The 17,332-nt window shown below is 63.9% G+C and carries 22 protein-coding genes; 10 read left to right on the top strand and 12 right to left on the bottom strand.

Annotated elements, in window-relative coordinates; all coding sequences use genetic code 11:
* The first annotated feature begins 127 nt into the window (after positions 1-127).
* Entirely contained in the window at positions 128-1,267 is a 1,140-nt protein-coding gene (locus tag CFR71_RS12110; RefSeq protein ID WP_165832103.1) for a phospholipase D family protein, read from the top strand.
* Positions 1,268-1,415: 148 nt separating this feature from the next.
* Here the strand turns inward: CFR71_RS12110 and CFR71_RS12105 are convergent, their stop codons facing one another.
* Positions 1,416-2,480 carry a hypothetical protein gene (locus CFR71_RS12105; RefSeq protein ID WP_110531461.1) on the bottom strand — a complete coding sequence of 355 codons (1,065 nt, stop codon included), beginning with the start codon at positions 2,478-2,480 and terminating at the stop codon, positions 1,416-1,418.
* 441 nt (positions 2,481-2,921) lie between these two features.
* On the opposite strand from CFR71_RS12105, the gene CFR71_RS12095 reads away from it, so the two are divergent.
* The gene (locus CFR71_RS12095; RefSeq protein ID WP_110531477.1) at positions 2,922-3,386 is read left to right on the top strand and encodes a hypothetical protein; all 465 of its coding nucleotides are present in this window, start codon (positions 2,922-2,924) and stop codon (positions 3,384-3,386) included.
* 147 nt (positions 3,387-3,533) lie between these two features.
* On the opposite strand, the gene CFR71_RS16580 is transcribed toward CFR71_RS12095, so the two are convergent.
* Positions 3,534-4,253, bottom strand: coding sequence for a hypothetical protein (locus CFR71_RS16580; protein WP_165832102.1), 720 nt, complete (start codon positions 4,251-4,253; stop codon positions 3,534-3,536).
* Between CFR71_RS16580 and CFR71_RS16575 the strand changes: the two genes are divergently transcribed.
* The gene (locus tag CFR71_RS16575; RefSeq protein ID WP_165832101.1) at positions 4,227-4,514 is read left to right on the top strand and encodes an HNH endonuclease signature motif containing protein; all 288 of its coding nucleotides are present in this window, start codon (positions 4,227-4,229) and stop codon (positions 4,512-4,514) included. The genes CFR71_RS16580 and CFR71_RS16575 overlap by 27 nt on opposite strands.
* Positions 4,515-4,766: 252 nt before the next feature.
* Complete coding sequence (locus CFR71_RS12085) at positions 4,767-5,270, top strand: DUF1697 domain-containing protein (RefSeq protein ID WP_207781382.1); 504 nt, start codon at positions 4,767-4,769, stop codon at positions 5,268-5,270.
* Positions 5,271-5,520: 250 nt separating this feature from the next.
* Here the strand turns inward: CFR71_RS12085 and CFR71_RS12080 are convergent, their stop codons facing one another.
* Entirely contained in the window at positions 5,521-5,715 is a 195-nt protein-coding gene (locus CFR71_RS12080; RefSeq protein WP_110531453.1) for a hypothetical protein, read from the bottom strand.
* Between the two features lie 692 nt (positions 5,716-6,407).
* On the opposite strand from CFR71_RS12080, the gene CFR71_RS12075 reads away from it, so the two are divergent.
* A complete protein-coding gene (locus tag CFR71_RS12075; RefSeq protein ID WP_110531451.1) occupies positions 6,408-7,799 on the top strand; it encodes a GntT/GntP/DsdX family permease in 1,392 nt (463 codons plus the stop codon).
* A 342-nt stretch (positions 7,800-8,141) separates the two neighbouring features.
* Here the strand turns inward: CFR71_RS12075 and CFR71_RS12070 are convergent, their stop codons facing one another.
* A complete protein-coding gene (locus tag CFR71_RS12070) occupies positions 8,142-8,492 on the bottom strand; it encodes a zinc ribbon domain-containing protein YjdM (protein ID WP_110531475.1) in 351 nt (116 codons plus the stop codon).
* Positions 8,493-9,035: 543 nt separating this feature from the next.
* On the opposite strand from CFR71_RS12070, the gene CFR71_RS12065 reads away from it, so the two are divergent.
* From CFR71_RS12065 to CFR71_RS12050, 4 genes are all read left to right on the top strand, one after another.
* Positions 9,036-9,497, top strand: coding sequence for a hypothetical protein (locus CFR71_RS12065; RefSeq protein WP_239020393.1), 462 nt, complete (start codon positions 9,036-9,038; stop codon positions 9,495-9,497).
* A gap of 15 nt (positions 9,498-9,512) precedes the next feature.
* Entirely contained in the window at positions 9,513-9,788 is a 276-nt protein-coding gene (locus CFR71_RS12060; protein ID WP_110531447.1) for a CBU_0592 family membrane protein, read from the top strand.
* Between the two features lie 164 nt (positions 9,789-9,952).
* Positions 9,953-10,183 carry a DUF2171 domain-containing protein gene (locus CFR71_RS12055; RefSeq protein ID WP_110531445.1) on the top strand — a complete coding sequence of 77 codons (231 nt, stop codon included), beginning with the start codon at positions 9,953-9,955 and terminating at the stop codon, positions 10,181-10,183.
* Positions 10,184-10,202: 19 nt separating this feature from the next.
* On the top strand, positions 10,203-10,631 hold the full coding sequence (locus CFR71_RS12050) for an NUDIX domain-containing protein (protein ID WP_110531443.1): 429 nt from the start codon (positions 10,203-10,205) through the stop codon (positions 10,629-10,631).
* Between the two features lie 131 nt (positions 10,632-10,762).
* Here the strand turns inward: CFR71_RS12050 and CFR71_RS12045 are convergent, their stop codons facing one another.
* From CFR71_RS12045 to CFR71_RS12010, 8 genes are all read right to left on the bottom strand, one after another.
* Positions 10,763-11,257, bottom strand: a complete 495-nt coding sequence (locus tag CFR71_RS12045; protein WP_110531441.1) for a YaiI/YqxD family protein — start codon at positions 11,255-11,257, stop codon at positions 10,763-10,765.
* A gap of 416 nt (positions 11,258-11,673) precedes the next feature.
* Entirely contained in the window at positions 11,674-11,916 is a 243-nt protein-coding gene (locus CFR71_RS12040; RefSeq protein WP_110531439.1) for a hypothetical protein, read from the bottom strand.
* Between the two features lie 358 nt (positions 11,917-12,274).
* Positions 12,275-13,195 carry a delta(1)-pyrroline-2-carboxylate reductase family protein gene (locus tag CFR71_RS12035; RefSeq protein ID WP_110531437.1) on the bottom strand — a complete coding sequence of 307 codons (921 nt, stop codon included), beginning with the start codon at positions 13,193-13,195 and terminating at the stop codon, positions 12,275-12,277.
* A gap of 116 nt (positions 13,196-13,311) precedes the next feature.
* Positions 13,312-14,097 carry an SDR family NAD(P)-dependent oxidoreductase gene (locus CFR71_RS12030; RefSeq protein ID WP_110531435.1) on the bottom strand — a complete coding sequence of 262 codons (786 nt, stop codon included), beginning with the start codon at positions 14,095-14,097 and terminating at the stop codon, positions 13,312-13,314.
* A gap of 225 nt (positions 14,098-14,322) precedes the next feature.
* Positions 14,323-14,823, bottom strand: a complete 501-nt coding sequence (locus CFR71_RS12025) for a hypothetical protein (protein ID WP_110531433.1) — start codon at positions 14,821-14,823, stop codon at positions 14,323-14,325.
* A 47-nt stretch (positions 14,824-14,870) separates the two neighbouring features.
* A complete protein-coding gene (locus tag CFR71_RS12020; RefSeq protein WP_133251149.1) occupies positions 14,871-15,392 on the bottom strand; it encodes a hypothetical protein in 522 nt (173 codons plus the stop codon).
* Between the two features lie 5 nt (positions 15,393-15,397).
* Positions 15,398-16,297, bottom strand: coding sequence for a DUF1376 domain-containing protein (locus tag CFR71_RS12015; RefSeq protein ID WP_110531429.1), 900 nt, complete (start codon positions 16,295-16,297; stop codon positions 15,398-15,400).
* Positions 16,294-16,617, bottom strand: coding sequence for a helix-turn-helix domain-containing protein (locus CFR71_RS12010; RefSeq protein ID WP_110531427.1), 324 nt, complete (start codon positions 16,615-16,617; stop codon positions 16,294-16,296). Before CFR71_RS12010 ends, CFR71_RS12015 begins: the two co-directional genes overlap by 4 nt.
* Before the next feature lie 305 nt (positions 16,618-16,922).
* Here CFR71_RS12010 and CFR71_RS12005 point away from each other — a divergent pair, with 305 nt between their 5' ends.
* Positions 16,923-17,210 (top strand): hypothetical protein, encoded by a 288-nt coding sequence (locus CFR71_RS12005; protein WP_133251148.1) that lies wholly within the window; start codon positions 16,923-16,925, stop codon positions 17,208-17,210.
* Positions 17,211-17,332 lie beyond the last annotated feature (122 nt).

Raw genomic sequence — 17,332 nt, 5'->3', positions numbered from 1 at the left:
GCATCGGGTTTTCTTATAGCTTACGAAAATTTCTTTTGTGCAAAACAGACTTTTTCATAATCTAACCCGATGTACAACCCTTCTGTGAGATTTCCGCGTCGAACGTCTGGGGCTGAATCGCTCCGGGTTGAAGCTCGAGATCCTGTGCAACCTTGACTCAGGTGCCTGCAACCCGGCAGAACTACGCAAATTACTAAAGAGACCGGGTGTGACCCTTAAGTCGCATCCATCACTCCACGCCAAGGTCTGGTGGACACCTAAGGCCGCCGTGCTAGGCTCATCCAATGCCTCGACCAACGGCCTCGCGTTGGAATGTGAGTCTGGCAACGGCTGGCATGAGGCTAATGTCCGGATCAATGATGCCCATGTAATCGATGGCATCTGTAAGTGGTTTGATGACCTGTTTAAAGCGGGATATCGCATCGAAAGTGAAGATCTCGACCAAGCGCAGGCGCTCTGGAATGAACGCAAGCAATTGGCGCCAACCGGCATGCGGCTTGCTCGGACCTTGTTCGACGCCTATCGCGCGGCACCCAAGGACCCTGTCTGGCAGCGTGTAAAGATCTGCTATTGGAGCGAATATCTTGATAAGAAAGATCAGGATTGGCTAGATAAAGAGATCAGGGAATCTCGGCTTCCAAGTAATACCTCAGCATACGGCGAATGGAATGACAAAATCTCGGCTGATGATTACGTGCTTGATTTTGACGTTAAAGTTAATAAACCGACCTATCACGGTATCTGGAAGGCTCTCCCCGCAGCAGCCCAGCCTGCGTCATTGAGATTGGTGACAAAGGTCAAATGGTTATCACTTCATGCATTCGGCAGGTTCAAGGTTTCGGATATCGAACAGGCAGCGCTCGCCGGAATTGCTGCGACCGTTATCAAGCAGCATGGGGTTGACGACCATGATGTCCTTATTACGCTTCCGCAAGCGATGGCGCTGATCGACGCGCGTCCATCAGCATCCCAGGAAAAAGCGTTCGAACGCGCGATGTACAACATCTACAAGGAGGCCCAGACCTTCGGCTATCGGCCCACTTTGTTCCTTAAGATGATTGCCGACCATGGCGGGGTTGAAACGGCGCGTCGGCTAATGCGAGGCTCAGCCACAAGCGGGTTCGAGAAGTTATGGGAAAATAACAGACTGGATCTTTCGGTTGAGGCGCTGATTCTGCGCCCGGAATGGCATTCGCTCTTTACTGAAGAGGAACGTAAACTCGCACGTCGTCGCCTTCGCCAATTCAATTATTCTCCTCCTGATTGACAGGCAATCAGGTCAGGAGGGGCTGTTATTCATCGCCAGATCGGGCCGCGCCAAAGAGGGGAGGGCGTGTGGCGCACTCCTCCCGCGCCGCCGCGCCGTGAGTTTTTCAAACAGTCCCCCGCCGTTCCGCCCGACGGGTGGATCGCCCTTATCCATTCACCGGGATGGTCAGCACGGCGCCCGGATTTTTGGTGGTCTTGGAAAGCTCCATCAGGATCTGCAGCATCGTGAACCCCAGCTTGCTTGGGAAATCGGTATCGGAAATATAGTAGAATTTGTTATTGTATTTTATCGATACGAAAGAAAGGCGCGGGCGTTCATTACTGACATGGACGAAGACCGTCGGCTTTGTATTGCGTCCGATCAGGATGACCTTGGGCAGGGTGCGCCCCGCATCGATATCTTCCTGCGGCACGTCGATCTGATAGGCGATCTGCCCCAGAACGCCCAGCATCGTGCGCGTCAGCAGCCGGATCTGGCCATGTTGCGGCCTGCCGGCCCCATATATGACCTCCACGCGCTCGTCCTTGGGGCCCATTTCGAAAAAGCGCCGCGTTGACTTCACGATATCGGACAAAAGGGGGTCCGTTGTCGATGATACCGTCAGGAACACCCGGTCAAAGGCCGGGGTCTTTCCGGGTATTTCCTCGCTATGTTCAAGCTGTATGCCCAACAGGCCGGCAATCTGCAGCCGGCGCAGGTCGTAGATGAGTTCGAAGAATTCGGGCGACCCCCTTCCGACATCGCCGCCAATGGCGCCCACGTTGTTGATCAGGTTCACCGACTGGACCGACAGGCGGAACAGGATATCGATGGGCAGTCCCCCCATCGCCAGGGGAAGCAGGCTGCCGGGGGGCAGCGGGCGCAGGAAGCTTTGGGCATACGCGTCGCCTGTCACGGGCTGGAACGTAAAGGTCGGGCTTTCCTGTATCTGCGCCCCGATGGCCCCCGCGGGCCTGAGCGGGTTTGAATCCGACCCGACCCCGATGGAAATATTGCGCTGCAGTTGGTAGCCCGAAATCAGCTGGGTCGTGTCCAGAAAGCCCGGCGTGTCGGCATATCTGAGGCGGACGACATTCAGCAGGGTCTGTTGCTTGGAAGAACCGATCAGCGCCTGGGAATAGTCAAGTTGGTCATGATCCAGTCGCTGGGAGCCGACGCCATAACAGCCGCCCAACAGGAAAACGAGCGGCACCGCCATAAATTTTCTCATAACAATAGAACTCTGCATCCCTTAACATGACGTATTGTTTTGTATTTTGACTGCTTTTTTATGACGGTCGGACATCTGGGTTCATGAACGTGTCCTGATTGCACGCGGTCATGATAATACGCGGTTTTCCGGGATTGTAACTACATTGATTTTTATAACGAAATAAAAACGATCAGGATGCCTGCGCTTTTGTTCATGTTTTTCAATGACATGGGATGGATGCCCGCAACACCGCCCCGGGCGCAGGATCGTGCGGTGGCATTAAAATAACGTAAGTTATACTGCCATCCGGATGCGGCCATGGCGATGCCCGCATGACATATGAAGGCATGTGTGGCCCGGCGGACACGGCCCCATGACATCCTGTGCAGGGGAAAGAAACTGGAGTATTGAATCAGGATTGTGAGCTTGGTCCAAATTTCCCGTAAGGTGTCCCTTACCATGAGTAAAAGCTTTTTTGCCCTTGTTCCGGCGCTTCTGCTGGCTGGCCGGGCGTATGCGACGGACGTGAAGCTTCCCGATGGCACCCCGGCAAGCGTGACCGTCCAGACACCCTGCACAAGCGAAAGCTACAAGGAATACGAAACCTGCATTTCCGCGATCCTGAGCCTGCCGTCCAATCGTGGTGGCGATATCGATGTCAGGGCGATCGAAAGCCTGGTGCCCAGGGACATCCACAAGGCCGCGATCATCAGCGGGATCACGGCGGCGCCGGTCGTGCCGATGACCGTGTCGTTAAAGCATTATGACGACAGGAACATCACGTGGCCCTCAACCGATACGCCGCTTGACCATATCATTATTCCCAATAACGGGACCTATCAGGTCGTGCTGACAACGTCCGACGGCGGGAAAACATGGGGCATGCGGATCATCATCGAACAGCCGGGATCGGCCGAGCAGTAAAAGGCGGATGACGTTGTGGTGTCTGGCGGCATGTTCCGGTTTCCGTCACCCGGGACATGATGCGCGCGCGCCGGCCGGAAATCATGAAGGGGTCTGGTGAAGCTTTTGTCTGGAACGCTTCAGGGAATGCCGCCTTTTTGAAAATCCTCATCCGGCAATTCCGTTTCCCGTCATTGTCGGCAGCCTGCGGGTATTTCCCGCGCGGTTGGTCATGACTGTCCCATCCGGTAGGCTGGGGCCATCAGGGGCGGTCATGTATTGCGAAACGGATGCTGTCCCGGGGAGGGGAATATTCACGTGGATGGAAAAACTCCGAAATACAGGAAAGATGCAATTCCGCTGGCTGTGTTCGGGCCGCTGTTCCAGAAGCTGCGCAAGGGCGCGGTCATGGATACAGGGGACAGGCTGCTCGATTTCTACCAGAAATCCCATCTGCTGGGCATGTTGGAAAAGGCCGGCCTGATCAAAATCCGGAATACCCGGCCAACATCTTTCAGTAGGACGGATTTTTTCCACGGCAAATCCGACAAAATCCTGATGGACCACCTGAAGGCGGAGCTTGGGCCCGGAGTCATTTTCAGCACGCCCGTTGCCGGTGCGGAAAGCAAAATAGTTGGCTGGGGCGAAACACGCGCTGGCGTCCCGGTCATCAGATACGCCATCCTTGGAACAAAAGGACCCGGCAACGGATCTGAAGTCGCGGCCACGGAAGAGACCGTCAGCGAAGAAGTAAAAAGACGGATACGACAGGCGGAAATCGCCCAGCGCCAGCGACAGGCGGAGTTTTCGGAAAGGATACGCAGGATTTATGGCGGCAGATGCGCCATAACAGGCTGCGACGTGCGCGAAGCGCTGGAGGCCGCGCATATCCGCGTCCATGACGGCGCGGACGATCATGCGTCAGGCAACGGCATCCTGTTGCGCAGGGACATTCACGGCCTGTTCGATGCCCTGCTGTTCACGTTCAGCCCTGATGGCACGAAAGTGGAAATCAGCAAAACGCTGGCGAATTCCCGCTACTGCGACCTTCGCAATGCGAAAATCGCAAGGCCCGTGGACGGATCGCCCCCGTCAAGGCAGAACATTGCCGATCATCGAAAACGCTTCCGCGAGAAAAAACTGGCATAAGGGGCTGTTTCGGGCGCAGGCATGAAGGGGGCCATGGCGGGGGTTTGAAAAAGTGGCGGAGGCGACATGTTTTTTGCGAAATGGTCTGGAAATGCACAAAGCTTTGCCAGACGCCGTCTTTTTGCAAAAAGGCGGCACCCAAAAACCTTTTTTATTCTTGAATGCTTTCCCGCGCGACAGGGTTGAAGCGGGCATGGATTGTCCCTGATACTTCGCATCCATGTGCCGGGGGGCAGGAAAATGACGGGATATGTGGCCCTTCTTCGGGCGGTGAATGTGGGGGGCACCGGGAAACTGCCGATGTCCGTGCTGGCTGGCATATGCGCGGATGCCGGGTTCAGGCAGGTCCGCACCCATATCGCGAGCGGGAACGTCGTTTTCGGAAGCGACGGGGCGGAGGATGTCGTGCGCGCGACGCTGGAAAAACGGCTGCGCGACCATGCGGGTAAGGATATCGGCGTCGTGGTGCGCAGCGCGGCCGAAATCGCCGGGGCCCTTGCGCGCAATCCCTTCGCCGATGCGCCGGGTAACCGGGTCATGGCGCTGTTTGTTGACGGGCCGCTGCCGGAAGATCCCCTTGAGGGCGTGAGCGGCATTAGAAACGAGGAAATCCGTATCGGGGCGCGTGAACTCTTCGTGTTCTATCCGGACGGGATGGGGAGGTCGAAGCTGCGCATCCCCGTGGAAAAGCATGGCACGGCGCGGAACATGAATACGGTGGCGCGACTGGCGGAAATGTCGGCCGCCATTGCCTGATGCCCGCCCGGGGCAGCCGCACGTCTGAAAAACCCCGTAAAAATAAAGAAGTTTTTGGTGAAGCTTTTTCCAAAAAGCTTCGCAGGTCGTCACATTTCTAAAAAAATGCGCCCCCCGGAAGCTTTCGCCACGTCCTCAACGGATCGTCTCCGGCCCCCCCCTGTCGTCCCGGTATGCGCCCATGGCGACCGGCCGGCCGCATGGAACGATGAACCGGGGCGCGGGCGTGTCGGGGACCGGCGTCCTGCGTTCAGGGCGCGCCGTTGGCCAGGACGTGGGCCAGCAGGGTGAAGAACCCGCCGCACAGGACGCTGCCCAATGCGATGACCGGGCCGATCCAGATTTCGCGCATGAAGGCGCGCGCCCGGTCCCACGTGCGTGCGGGCCGCCGCGTGTTTTCGGACGGGGTACGGGGGGCTGTCGAATGCAGGCAGGCAATGGACATGGCGTGGCTTCCCGGGGCGCGTATCATGGCCCCCAAAAACGACTTCGATGCGTAGGCGGTCGCGCCTGATGCTCCCACCTGTCATGCAAGTCAATGCGGAAAATGCACCCGGGGCGGAATCTTTTTGGCGTCCGTTCCCGCAATGGCGGAAAAACGCCACGCCATTGCGGTTTCCTGATCCCTTGCGATGGCCGCCATGCACCATCCGCAGCGTTGGCGGCCCCGGTTTTGCCCCGGCGCGGGGCCGGCTTTCCCGATGGGCCGGGCGCGTCGCGGAATCGGGGGAAGGCGGAGCCTGTGGCGGGATTCGCATGGGGCGTCCGGCGTGATCGGGTAAGGGGGCGGATCGCGGGCAGGTCGTATCCTGCCCCATGAACCCGTCGCGACCCGGCCACGCGGAAAGACGGCCGTTGCGGCGTCGTGAAAATCATGCGGGCGTATCTGGTGTGGCCTTCACACCACGCCGCCTTTTTGAAAAAAGGCGGCACCCAAAAACTTTCATACTTATTAACATATTTTCCCTAAACGGTTTTCTGCGGTCCCGTCGCGTGGCGCGGAGGCTGCGGGCCGGGATGCCGGGCCTTGCGACGTTGTGCGGGATACGGGATAAAAGGCATGATCCCGTCCTTTGCGCCCGGCGTCCGATATCCACGGCCGCGCGGGAAGGATGCCATCATTCGCAGGGAACCTGTATGACCCCCATCGCGCTGGCCCTGATCGGAACGGGGGCGATTGCCGTTCTGCTGCTGCTGATCGTGGCGGGGCGGGTGCATCCGTTCCTTGCCCTGCTGCTGGTGGCGACCGGCGTCGCCCTGCTGACGGGCACGCCGGTGGCACAACTGGCGGAGGCGGTGCAGGGCGGGCTGGGCCGGACGGTCGGGCATATCGCGATCATCGTCGCGCTGGGCGCGATGATCGGGCGCATGGTGGACCTGTCGGGGGGCGCGCGGGTCGTGGCGGGGGCGCTGGTGCGTCGCGCCGGGGCGGCGCACGTGCCGCTGGCGATCGTGATCGCGGCCTTTGGCGTCGGCATTCCCGTGTTTTTCGAGGTCGGGGTCATCATGCTCATGCCCCTTGTCTATGGCATGGCGCGGCAGACCGGGCGCGTGCCCGCCATCTTTGCCGTTCCCATGGCCGTCACGATGCTGACGGTGCATGCGCTGCTGCCGCCGCATCCCGGCGCGGTGGCCGTGGGCGGCGCGCTGGGCGTGGGGGCGGGGCGGGTGCTGATGCTGGGCCTGCCGCTGGCGGCGTTTTCGGTCGCCCTGACCTATGTCCTGTCACGGCCGCTCATGTCGCGGCCGCTGGGCTGCGCGCCGGATATCCGCGCCATTGTCGATGACGTCCGCGATGCCAGCGACGCCACCCATGCCGCCCCGGCCGATGCGCGCTTTGTCGAACTGGCGCGCGCGCATCCGGTGCATCCGGGGGAAATCGGCCTGGTCATCGGCCTGCCGGTCGTGCTGATGATCGCGGGCACGCTGGCGTCGGACATGATGGCGGCGGGGATGGCGCGTTCGGTCATCGCATTCGCCGGCATTCCGTATGTCGCGCTGGGCATCGACGTGGTGGCGTGCGCGTGGCTGCTGGGGCTGCGGCGTGGCGCGCGGCTGGCGACGGTGTCCGACGTGCTGGCCGCGGCCCTGCCGTCCACCGCGGGGATCATCCTGATTACCGGCGCGGGCGGCGCGTTCGCGCAGGTGCTGGTGCAAAGCGGCGTTGGAGACGCGCTGGGCGGGATGCTGTCGTCCGCGGGGTTGCCGGTGCTGGCGCTGTGTTTCATCATGACCATGATCCTGCGCGTGGCGCAGGGGCCGACGACCGTCGCGCTGATGGCGACGGCGGGCATTGTCGGGCCGCTGGTCGCGCGGCTGCACCTGGACCAGACGCACCTTGCGCTGCTGGCGCTGTCGATGGGGGCGGGCGGCATGGCGCTGTCGCACGTCAATGACGCCGGGTTCTGGATCGTCACCCGCATGGCGGGCCTGAGCGTGGCGGAGGGCCTGTCCAGCTGGACCCTCATGACCGGCATCGCCGCCCTGACCGCCTTCGCCGGGACGGCGCTGATGTGGATGGCCCTGTAAACCTGACCTAAAGTAATCGGGGTGCAGGGGCCTGTGGTCCCTGCCGGGTCCGGGCAGAGCCCGGCTTTCGCCCCCATGCGACGGCGTGGCGGTGGGTGCGTATGGACAGGGGCGCTGCCCCTGACCCCGCCAGAGGTCGTGGACCTCTGGACACCACGACTTAAGGTAAAAGGGGTGCAGGGGCCTGAGGTCCCTGCCGGGTCCGGGCAGAGCCCGGCTGCTGCCCGCGTGCGACGGCGTATCGGTGGGGGCGTGTGGACAGGGGCGCTGCCCCTGACCCCGCCAGAGGTCGCGGACCTCTGGACACCATGACTTGGGGTGGGGGAGGTTCCCGTTCGGGTGTCAGGCTTTCCTTACGAATTCCGATTTCAGGTTCATCGCGCCGATGCCGTTGATCTTGCAGGCGATGTTGTGGCCATCCGCGCCGTCCGTCAGGCGGATGTTGCGGACCTTGGTCCCGCCTTTGACGACCAGGGACGATCCCTTGACCTTCAGGTCCTTCAGCACGGTCACGCTGTCCCCATCGGCCAGCACGTTGCCGTTGGCGTCGCGCACCGTCGCGGCGTCCGCCGTTCCTTCGGCGGGTGCGGCCTGCGGGTTCCATTCATGGCCGCATTCGGGACAGATCCACAGACTGCCGTCCGGATAGGCATGTTCGCAGCCGCATTGCGGGCATTTCGGGTCGGCATCCATGGTCATCTTCCTTATGTGGGAACAACGCTCATAAAGCATGCCGCCACCCCGTGGAAACCCTGACCCGGGCAGCTGCTCCCGTGCGACGGCGTGTTGATGGGTAAGTATGGACAGGGGCGCTGCCCCTGACCCCGCCAGAGGTCGCGGACCTCTGGACACCATGACTTAAGGTAAAGGGGTGCAGGGGCCTGTGGTCCCTGCCGGGTCCGGGCAGCGCCCGGCTGCTGCCCCCGTGCGACGGTGTTGCGGCGGGGGCGCGGCCCCTTGGGAACCCTGACCCGAACCAGCCCCGCGCCGATCGGGCGCGGCAACCTGCTGGCGGCCTGTGGCGTTGCGCCTGCGTGCCGGTGGCGGGCCCCGGCGTCCCGTCCTTTCGCGCTTTCGCCCCTGTGGGCGCGGCCGGTTTTCCACATTATTATCACACGCAATGTAATTGAAAAAACCCATGTCCCGATGCTTGACCCTGCGTGGCGAACATGGGCACCAAGGTGGGATGAAGCAGGCCCATTCGCGGCAGAACGCTTGAGGCAGAGAGGAACAGACATGTACAAGGCCATGATACTTGCGGCGGCCTTCGGGTTATCGGCGGGCACCTGCGTGGCGCAGACGGTCATCGACGCCAGCGCCGCCCATGTCCCCAACGCGCAGGAGGCGATCCGCAAGGTGGCCGGCACCTTTGCCCAGCCATCGGCCACGCGCTTTCGCCATCTGGGGGCGCGCACCGTCGATGGCGGCGCCGTGGTCTGTGGGGAGGTCTCGCCCACCGCCAGCGATTCCCATTTCCAGCAGTTCGGATACGTCGCCGGCCATGATGACCCGATCGTGTTCGCCAACCGCCCCCTGCCCGCGACCATTCCCTTTGGCGAGGTGAATGCCTGGATCAACGACAGCGTCCACCTGGAGGACCTGGAGGAAATGGGATGCGTGCCCAAGGGCACCTATCATGCCTATAGCGACAGGCTGAACGCCAGGATGAACAGCCGCAAGCAGTACGGCGTCAACTGACGCGGGCGGCTGGTGATGGCGTCGGGGGCGCTCGACATCGCGGCGGATGTCGCGGGGTTCGCGGGATCGGTCCTGATTGTGGTGCAGTATTACCTCAGCCTGCGCGGGCGGATCGACACGTCGGGCGTGGGCTATCCGCTGGGCAACCTGTGCGGCAGCCTGCTGGTGCTGGTCTCGCTATGCGTGCATTTCAACCTGCCGTCATTATGCATCGAAGTGTTCTGGAGCAGCGTTAGCCTGTATGGCGTCATCACGGCCCTGTGGCGGCGTTCGCGGCGGGCAGGGTTGTGATCGGGGGCGGCAGCCGGTACACTGCCGCCTTACCGCAAACACGATGCCGGGCCGCCTGTCGCGATCATGACGGGCGACGCGCCGCAATATCGGGCCACGACAGCGTGCATGCCGCACGCCGGGGCCGGGGCGCATGGCGGGCATCGATATGAAAAGGACATGACATGGCTGATGTAACCCAACAGATGATAGGCCGTGACGTCGTGGCCTCCGCGGGGGGACGCATCGGGAAACTGAGCGCGGTCACGGACAAGGGAACGATCGAAATCACCGTCGATGGTCCCGCCGAAAGCGTGTTCGAGGTCCCGGCAAGCTGGGTCGCCTCCACCGAAAACAACCATATCGTGCTGAGCCATACGGTCGAGGACGTGCAGTCCTACACCCCCGCCAGCTGAGCCGCGGGGACGGCGGGCCATGGCGGAGGGTGGAAACGCGCGCGTCGGGTGCGGCGCGCTGGTGCGGCGCGATGACGGGCGCATCCTGCTGGTGCGCCGCCGCCGCCCGCCAGAGGCCGGGCACTGGGGCCTGCCGGGGGGCAAGGTCGACTGGATGGAAACGCTGGAACACGCCGTCCGCCGCGAGGTGGAGGAGGAAACGGGACTGCGGGTCCACCTGTCGCGCCTTTTGTGCGTGGTGGACCACCTGACCCCCGCCAGTGTGGGGGAGGCCGCCTCCCACTGGGTCGCGCCGGTCTATCTCGCCACGCCGGTCACGTCCACGCGCGCGGAACTGCGCGAGCCCGAGGCCCTGTCGGCGGTGGACTGGTTCGCCCCCGACGACCTGCCCGCGCCCCTGACGCAGGCCACGCATGCGGCATTGCGCGCGCTGGCCGCCGGGGCGTGAAAAGCCGGTAAATCGTGAAGAAGTTTTTGGGTGCCGCCTTTTTTCAAAAAGGCGGCGTCTTTCGAAGCTTTTTGCAAAAAGCTTCACCAAAAACTCTTAATCCTGCCTGACGGTCCTGTTCATGCGTTCCCTCACCCGGCGGGCGGGATGATGGGCGGTGGCCTGCGGGGCATGGTTGCGTTGCGCCGCGCGCGCACCACGGCGGTATCAAGCGCCGAGAGGAAGCTGGAGCGGTCGGCGCGCGTGAACCCGCGCCCGCCCTGCATCATCATCCCGTTGGAACGCAGGTCGTCCATCAGGTTCCGCACCGCCAGCGCCATGCCGATCGCGTCTTCGTCCAGGATGCGGCCGCGCGGGTCCAGCACGCAGGCCCCCTGTGCCACGCATCGCGCCGCCAGCGGGATATCGGCGGAAATCACGATGTCATGCGCGCGGACATGTCCGGCAATCCAGTCATCCGCCACATCCATGCCCTGCGCCACCACCACCCGTTCAATCAGGGGGGAGGGCGGAATGGCCATCATCCGGTTGGACACGACAAAGGTATGCACCTTATGGCGCAACGCCACGCGGCAGGTTTCGTCGCGCACGGGGCACGCGTCGGCGTCGATGAAAATGCGGGTCATGGTTCGGGCCGGGGCGCAACGCCGCCCCGGATGGGGAAATGGGTGGACATCCCCCTGTCTAGCCCGTGACGCCGGCCGAGGCCAGCGATGATGGCAACGCGCCGGGCCGCCGTCTGGAAACACAATGCGGTAAATCATAAAGGTTTTTGGTGAAGCTTTTTGCAAAAAGCTTCGAAAGACGATGCCCTTTTCAAAAAAAGGCGTCACCCGGAAACCTCAGTCGTCCCTTAACGCTTTGCGACGTGGGAAATATATGTCCTGTCTCTAAAAGAACAGATCACCAGTACGGAAAGAATGAAGGCATCGGGAAATATGCCGGATACATGGCTCGATTTGACCCAAAACGGGGAGCTGGCAAACGCAATCATGATTGCCGCAAGCCCGGACAGGACCCGCTTTCCTTTCGGCATGGGGCGTTACACGTCGTCCGCAGCCCCCTGCCGCCTGCGCCGGATCGTGATGCACAGGGGCAGGAGCACGGCCGGGATCCATGCAAACCGGCCGAACAGTCCCACCCGGTACAGGGCGGTGGGGGAGTGGTCCATGTATTCCATGAAATGGCCCGTGGCCCCCGCACAGGCCCAGACCATGCCCAGCGTCAGCACGCCAGCCGCGATCCCCATGCCGATGGTCATGTTCAGCATCCGGCGGTCGGGCATGTCGGGCTTCTCCTGCAACGGGGCAATACTTCCCTGATGCTAGCTGTGCCGGCCATGTCAGGTAAAGCGATTCGATACCCCCGGACGCCGCAGGCAGGGGCGCTGCCCCTGACCCCGCCAGAGGTCGCGGACCTCTGGACACCATGACTTAAGGTAAGGGGGTGTTGGGAAAACGATCCCCGGATCAGTGACCGTTTGAAAAAGATGGCGGGGTAACGCACTGTAATAATTAAAGGTTTTTTGGTGAAGCTTTTTGCAAAAAGCTTCAGAAGAACGCCGCCCTTTTCGAAAAAAGGCGACACCCGGAAACCTTTGTCGTTCCCAGACAGTCCCCTGAAGGGCGGGGCCTGTTACGGCGTCATGCCGCGTCATCCGGCAGGCGGGCCTGCATGTCGCGGGCCACGCGGCAGGCCGCAAGGTCCCATGCCGCGCATCCCACGGACTTGAAGAACACGGGCCGCGTGCCATCGGGCGGGTTGTCCAGCGCATCGGCCAGCGAACGCACGGTGGACCAGTCCACGCCCGCCTGGATCAGGTCGCCTGCCTCTGTCCGCGCGCCGGTGGGGTCGTCCACGTACACCATGCTGTCGCGCACGGTGGGGGCCGCGACCTCCACCATGTCGGGCCGGTATGCCCCGACCGCGATGACCAGGCGGCGCGGATCCGCCGGGGCGTCAAAGACGACTTCGCGGCTGGAGGTCACGGTGATGACCACGTCAAACCCGTCCTCCCCCGCCAGTTCGGGGCGCAGCGTCAGGCGGTCGGTGGCGTACCGGGCGCAGAACTGCTCCGCCTGTCGCGGGGTGCGGCCACGGATCGCGACCTCGATGGCCGGGTGCAGCGCCGCCAGCGCCTCCACATGCGCAAGGGCCTGCGTGCCCGTGCCGATCACCAGCACGCGGCCCACATGGCGGTGGGCAAAGGCACGGATCGCCAGCATGCTGATGGCCGATGTCCGGCGCATCGTCACCGTCGGCCCGTCCAGCCCGAACAGGAACCGCCCGTCATGCGCGTCGGCGCACGTGACCTCCCCCTGGATCACCGGCAGGTGCAGCGCGGCGTTCGCGCCAAAGATCGTCAGCAGCTTGGTCGCGATCAGGTCCGTCCCCACCGTGGGCATGCACATCAGGGCGCCGCCGCCGTCATGCGTCGGCACGCTGGTGCGTTCGGGGCATGCGATGCTGCCCGCCGCGTAATCACGCGCGGTGCGCGCCAGCATGTCCACCAGCGCCGGAAACGGCAGCAGCGCCTGTGTCTGCGTTGCGCAGTAATGTTTCATCGTGGTCGTGTTCCGTTCCGGCTCGGCGCCCGCGCGGCGATGTCGCGGCGCGGGGGGGCTGTGACTGGCGCGGATTTTCACCGCGCGCGACGGCCCGCGTCAAGGGCGCGGTGGCGTCAGATCGTGCTCAGCACCCCGCCATCGACGCGCACCGCCGCCCCCGTGGTGGCCGATGCCTGCGGGGAGGAGAGGTAGACGACCATGTTCGCCACCTCCTCCACCGTTGCGGCGCGGCGGATGATGGAGGACGGGCGGTGCGTCATCACGAAGTCGGCCGCGACCTCTGCCAGTGGCTTGTGCGTGCGTTCCTGTTCCGGGCGCAGCATGTCCGCCAGCCCTTCGGACAGGGTCGGCCCCGGCAGCACCGAATTGACCGTCACGTTCGTCCCGGCCATCCGTTCGGCCAGGCCGCGCGCGATGGCGACCTGCGCCGTCTTGCTGAAACCGTAATGGATCATTTCCACCGGGATGTTCAGCGCGGATTCGGACGAGATGAAGATCACCCGCCCCCAGCCGCCCTTTTCCATCCCCGGAAGGTAGGCCCGCGACAGCCGCACGCCGGACATCACGTTCACCTCGAAAAAGCGGGTCCAGTCGGCATCCGGGGTGTCGAAGAAATCGCGCGGCTCGAAAATGCCGAGGTTGTTGATCAGGATGTCGCACGCCGGATGCGCCGCCACCAGTGCCGCGCACCCGTCGGCGGTGCCAAGGTCCCCCACGAAGCCCGTGGCCTGTCCGCCCGCGTCCGTGATCGCCGCGACCGCGCGTTCCACCGCCGGGGCCCTGCGCCCGTTGACCACGACCCGCGCGCCACAGCCCGCAAGCCCCCTTGCAATCGCCAGCCCGATGCCGCCTGTTGATCCCGTCACGATGGCCGTGCGGCCCGCAAGGTCAATCTGCATGGTCATGTTCCCCTTATGCGATGGCGTGAAAACAGGCGCGGAGCGTACACCACGTCCCCCCGCCCATGCCAGCCGCAACGCCCCGCCCTGTCGCATCGTTGCGGGAAAGAAGGTTCGGCAAGATACGTTGCTGATAAAGTAATAAAAGTTTTTGGGTGTCGCCTTTTTTTCAAAATGGCGGCGTTCTTCAAAGCTTTTTGAAAAAAGCTTTACCAAAAACTTTTATTACGATGACTGTCTTTCCACGGGGTGGTCCTGCCCGCGCCAGAACGCATCCAGCGCGCACAATCCCGCGCGCAGGGTGCGCGTGCGCAGGCCCGTGGGTTCGTCCATGCCGCAGGTCGCGATGACGGCGCGGCGTTGCGGCGGGGTCAGGCGCGACAGGGCCTCGTTCAGTTCCAGCACCGCCCATGTCGCCGGGTCGGGGCCGCCCGTCCTGCCGCCCGCATCGCCCGCATGGGGGCGATAGGACTGCGTCAGGGGCGTCTGTCGCGCCGCGCGCCGCCATAACCCGCGAAAGCGCAGGCCCGCGCGGTACTGCGCGGGGTTCAGGGCGCTGTTGGCGCGATGGAACAGCCGGTCGAGCATGCATTCGCAGCGCACCCGCCGCACCACCTGCGCGGGCGCGCGGGGCGCGGGGATGATGGTGTCGGACACGACCTCGCGCGCCCGCGCGGCGGGGCCGTTCGCGCCCATGTCGGGCCGGGCCGTGGTGTGATGGGGCATGAAAATCCTTTGCCTGACCTGAAAAGATGTTGATCCTGACGGCACCCTTACGTGCCGCCGCCCATCGCCAGCAGCCGGCGCAGGGCGTGGCGTTCGGCATGGATGCGCTGTGCCGTTGGGTACAGCAGGGCATGCAGTTCCCCCGGCGCGGGCCAGCGCGCGCCGATGGGATATCCGTCGCGCGGCGGCTGGCGGCACCACGCCATGCGGGTTTCGGGCGTCCACGCGCCCAGCGGGATGTCGGCGCAGACCTCGGCAATCGCGGCGGTCCGCGCCACGACGGCGGCGGGCGGCGGCGGGTTGGCAACCAGCGCGGCCAGCTTTTTCAGCCACGCGGCGATGACCACCGGCGGCGCGGGAAGGGCGGCGGCCTCGACGTGCGACATCTGCGCACGCAGCGCGCGCATCCGCGATGGCGTCAGGTCGCGCGGCAGGACCGCGATCCCCCCGCGCAGCGCGGCAAGCAGCCCGCCGACATCGCCCGTTGCCGGACGCCACGCGCACCCGTCGCCACCTGATGCAGGGGCAGGCGCGGGCATGCCCGCGCGTGGGGTGTCGATGTCACGCATGTCCGTCATATCCCCCGCAGGTCCGGGATCGCGTCCCATGCCGCAAGGTGCGCCTGGCGCCGGGCCTCCCGCCCTGTCTGGCCGTCGCCCGTGCGCTGGCGCAGGCAGGCGAGCACCCACGCCACCGGGTCCGCCGGACGCAGCGCCAGTCCATCGCGCAGCACGGCATCCACCAGCGCCGTATCGTCACGCGCGGCCTTCATCCATTGTCCCGTCAGGGCACGCGCCTGCCGCATGCCGCGACCCGTCAGGTCCCCGGTGCGTGCGATCAGGTCCGCCATCACCGGCGCACCGCCCTGCGGTGGACGCGCCGTGGCGCGCGCGGCGGAGGTATTGCTGTCACTTTCCCTTTCCCTGTCACTATCACTGTCATCGCATGGCGAAACGCGTTTCGCGGCAGGGGCGGGGGGCGTTCCGGCGGCCATGTCGTCCGGTGTGTCCGGCGCATCCGGCGTATCCGGGGCCATGCCCGCATGTCCCGCCCGCCAGCGGCGCAGGCGTTCGGCATCCCCGTCGCGGCGTCGCTGTGCCCGCAGGCGTCCGGCATGGGCGCGCGTGGCCTCCCGCGACAGAAGCGGATGGTACAGCCGCCCGTCCGAACACGTGACGAACCCGTCCAGCGCCCGCGCGCGCACCCGCCGCCATGCCCGCAGGTCGCGCCCGAAATCCGCCAGCGTCGCCAGCGCGCGGTCATCGGCCGGCAGGCTGCCGGCGGGGACCTGGTTCCATGCCGACCACCACAGCCGCACGGCCGCGCGGAATTCGGCATCCGTGCAATGGGTATAAAGCCGCCCGGAAAACAGCCGGTGCCCGAACAGCGGCATGAAATCATACCCCCGCAGGTCACAGTCCGGCGGCGACAGCGGGGCGGGCAGGACAGGCCCGCGATCTGGCGCGGCGGTCATCCGAACATCGCCCGGCAGGTGGGGCACAGCCGCAGGAAACGGCCATCGGCGATGAAAACCCCGTCACAGTTCAGGCAGGTGCGCCGGACCTCGTCCGGGCCAAGCGCCGTGCCGTCGTCAACGCGATGGACGCGCAGGTGGCGCAGGCGGCTTTCCATCGTCTTGACATTCAGGTTCAGCCGACGCGCGGTTTCACGGTTGCTCAGCCCATCGGCACGCAGGCGTGCGACATGGGGGTCCAGCACCGTCCAGTCGATGCGCGGCGGACGGGTGCGGCGGGAGGCCGGGCGCCTGCCCGGCTGTGTGTGCAGTTTCTTCATACAGATTGTTGTGCGAACAAAAAGCACAAAATGCAAGCGAAATTTTCGCACACCTCGGAAGGGTGCGTGGTGCCCGGCTGTCCTTGCGGATGTCGGGGCGGAACGGTGCTTTATGGAAAAATACTTTATGTAAAAGAAGTTTTTGGGTGTCGCCTTTTTTCAAAAAGGCGACGTCTTGCAAAGCTTTTTGAAAAAAGCTTCACCAAAAACTTTTATGACTTTAGCAGTATCCCATCCTTGGGGCTTGTGTCCTTGTGCAATATAAATGCACAATTCCGGCTTTCATGTGGGACGGGGGGCTTGGCATGTGTGATCCGGATTTCCTGTGTGGCGATCATCCACGCTGGGCGGTGCGGTACGTGGCGCAGCTGTGGGCGCGTCTGGCGCGACTGGCGGAGATGCGGGCCGAACTGTCGGCGGCACGGTTCGAGGGCGCGTATGACGGGGCGGACCTGATCGGCTATCTCGACGATGAATGCGACACGGTGCGCGCGACGCTGGCGGGGGTGGGGGCGGAAATCACGCAACGCCAGCATGAGGAGGCGGAGGACCGCGCCGCCACCGCCGCCGACGCCGCGCGGGACGGACGATGAAGGGGGGGGGCGATCTTTCCCGTCTTTCACGGGGCATGCACCTGTTTTCCACAGGATTGTGCGTGACTCCTTCCCCAGAATCTGTGGAATACGTCATCTGTGGGATGCGTCGCGCCGGGGGC

It is taken from the genome of Novacetimonas pomaceti (assembly GCF_003207955.1).
In the GTDB taxonomy this organism is placed as follows: domain Bacteria; phylum Pseudomonadota; class Alphaproteobacteria; order Acetobacterales; family Acetobacteraceae; genus Novacetimonas; species Novacetimonas pomaceti.
Note: the sequence above shows the minus strand (reverse complement) of the source record. Positions and strands in the feature narration are given on the sequence as shown.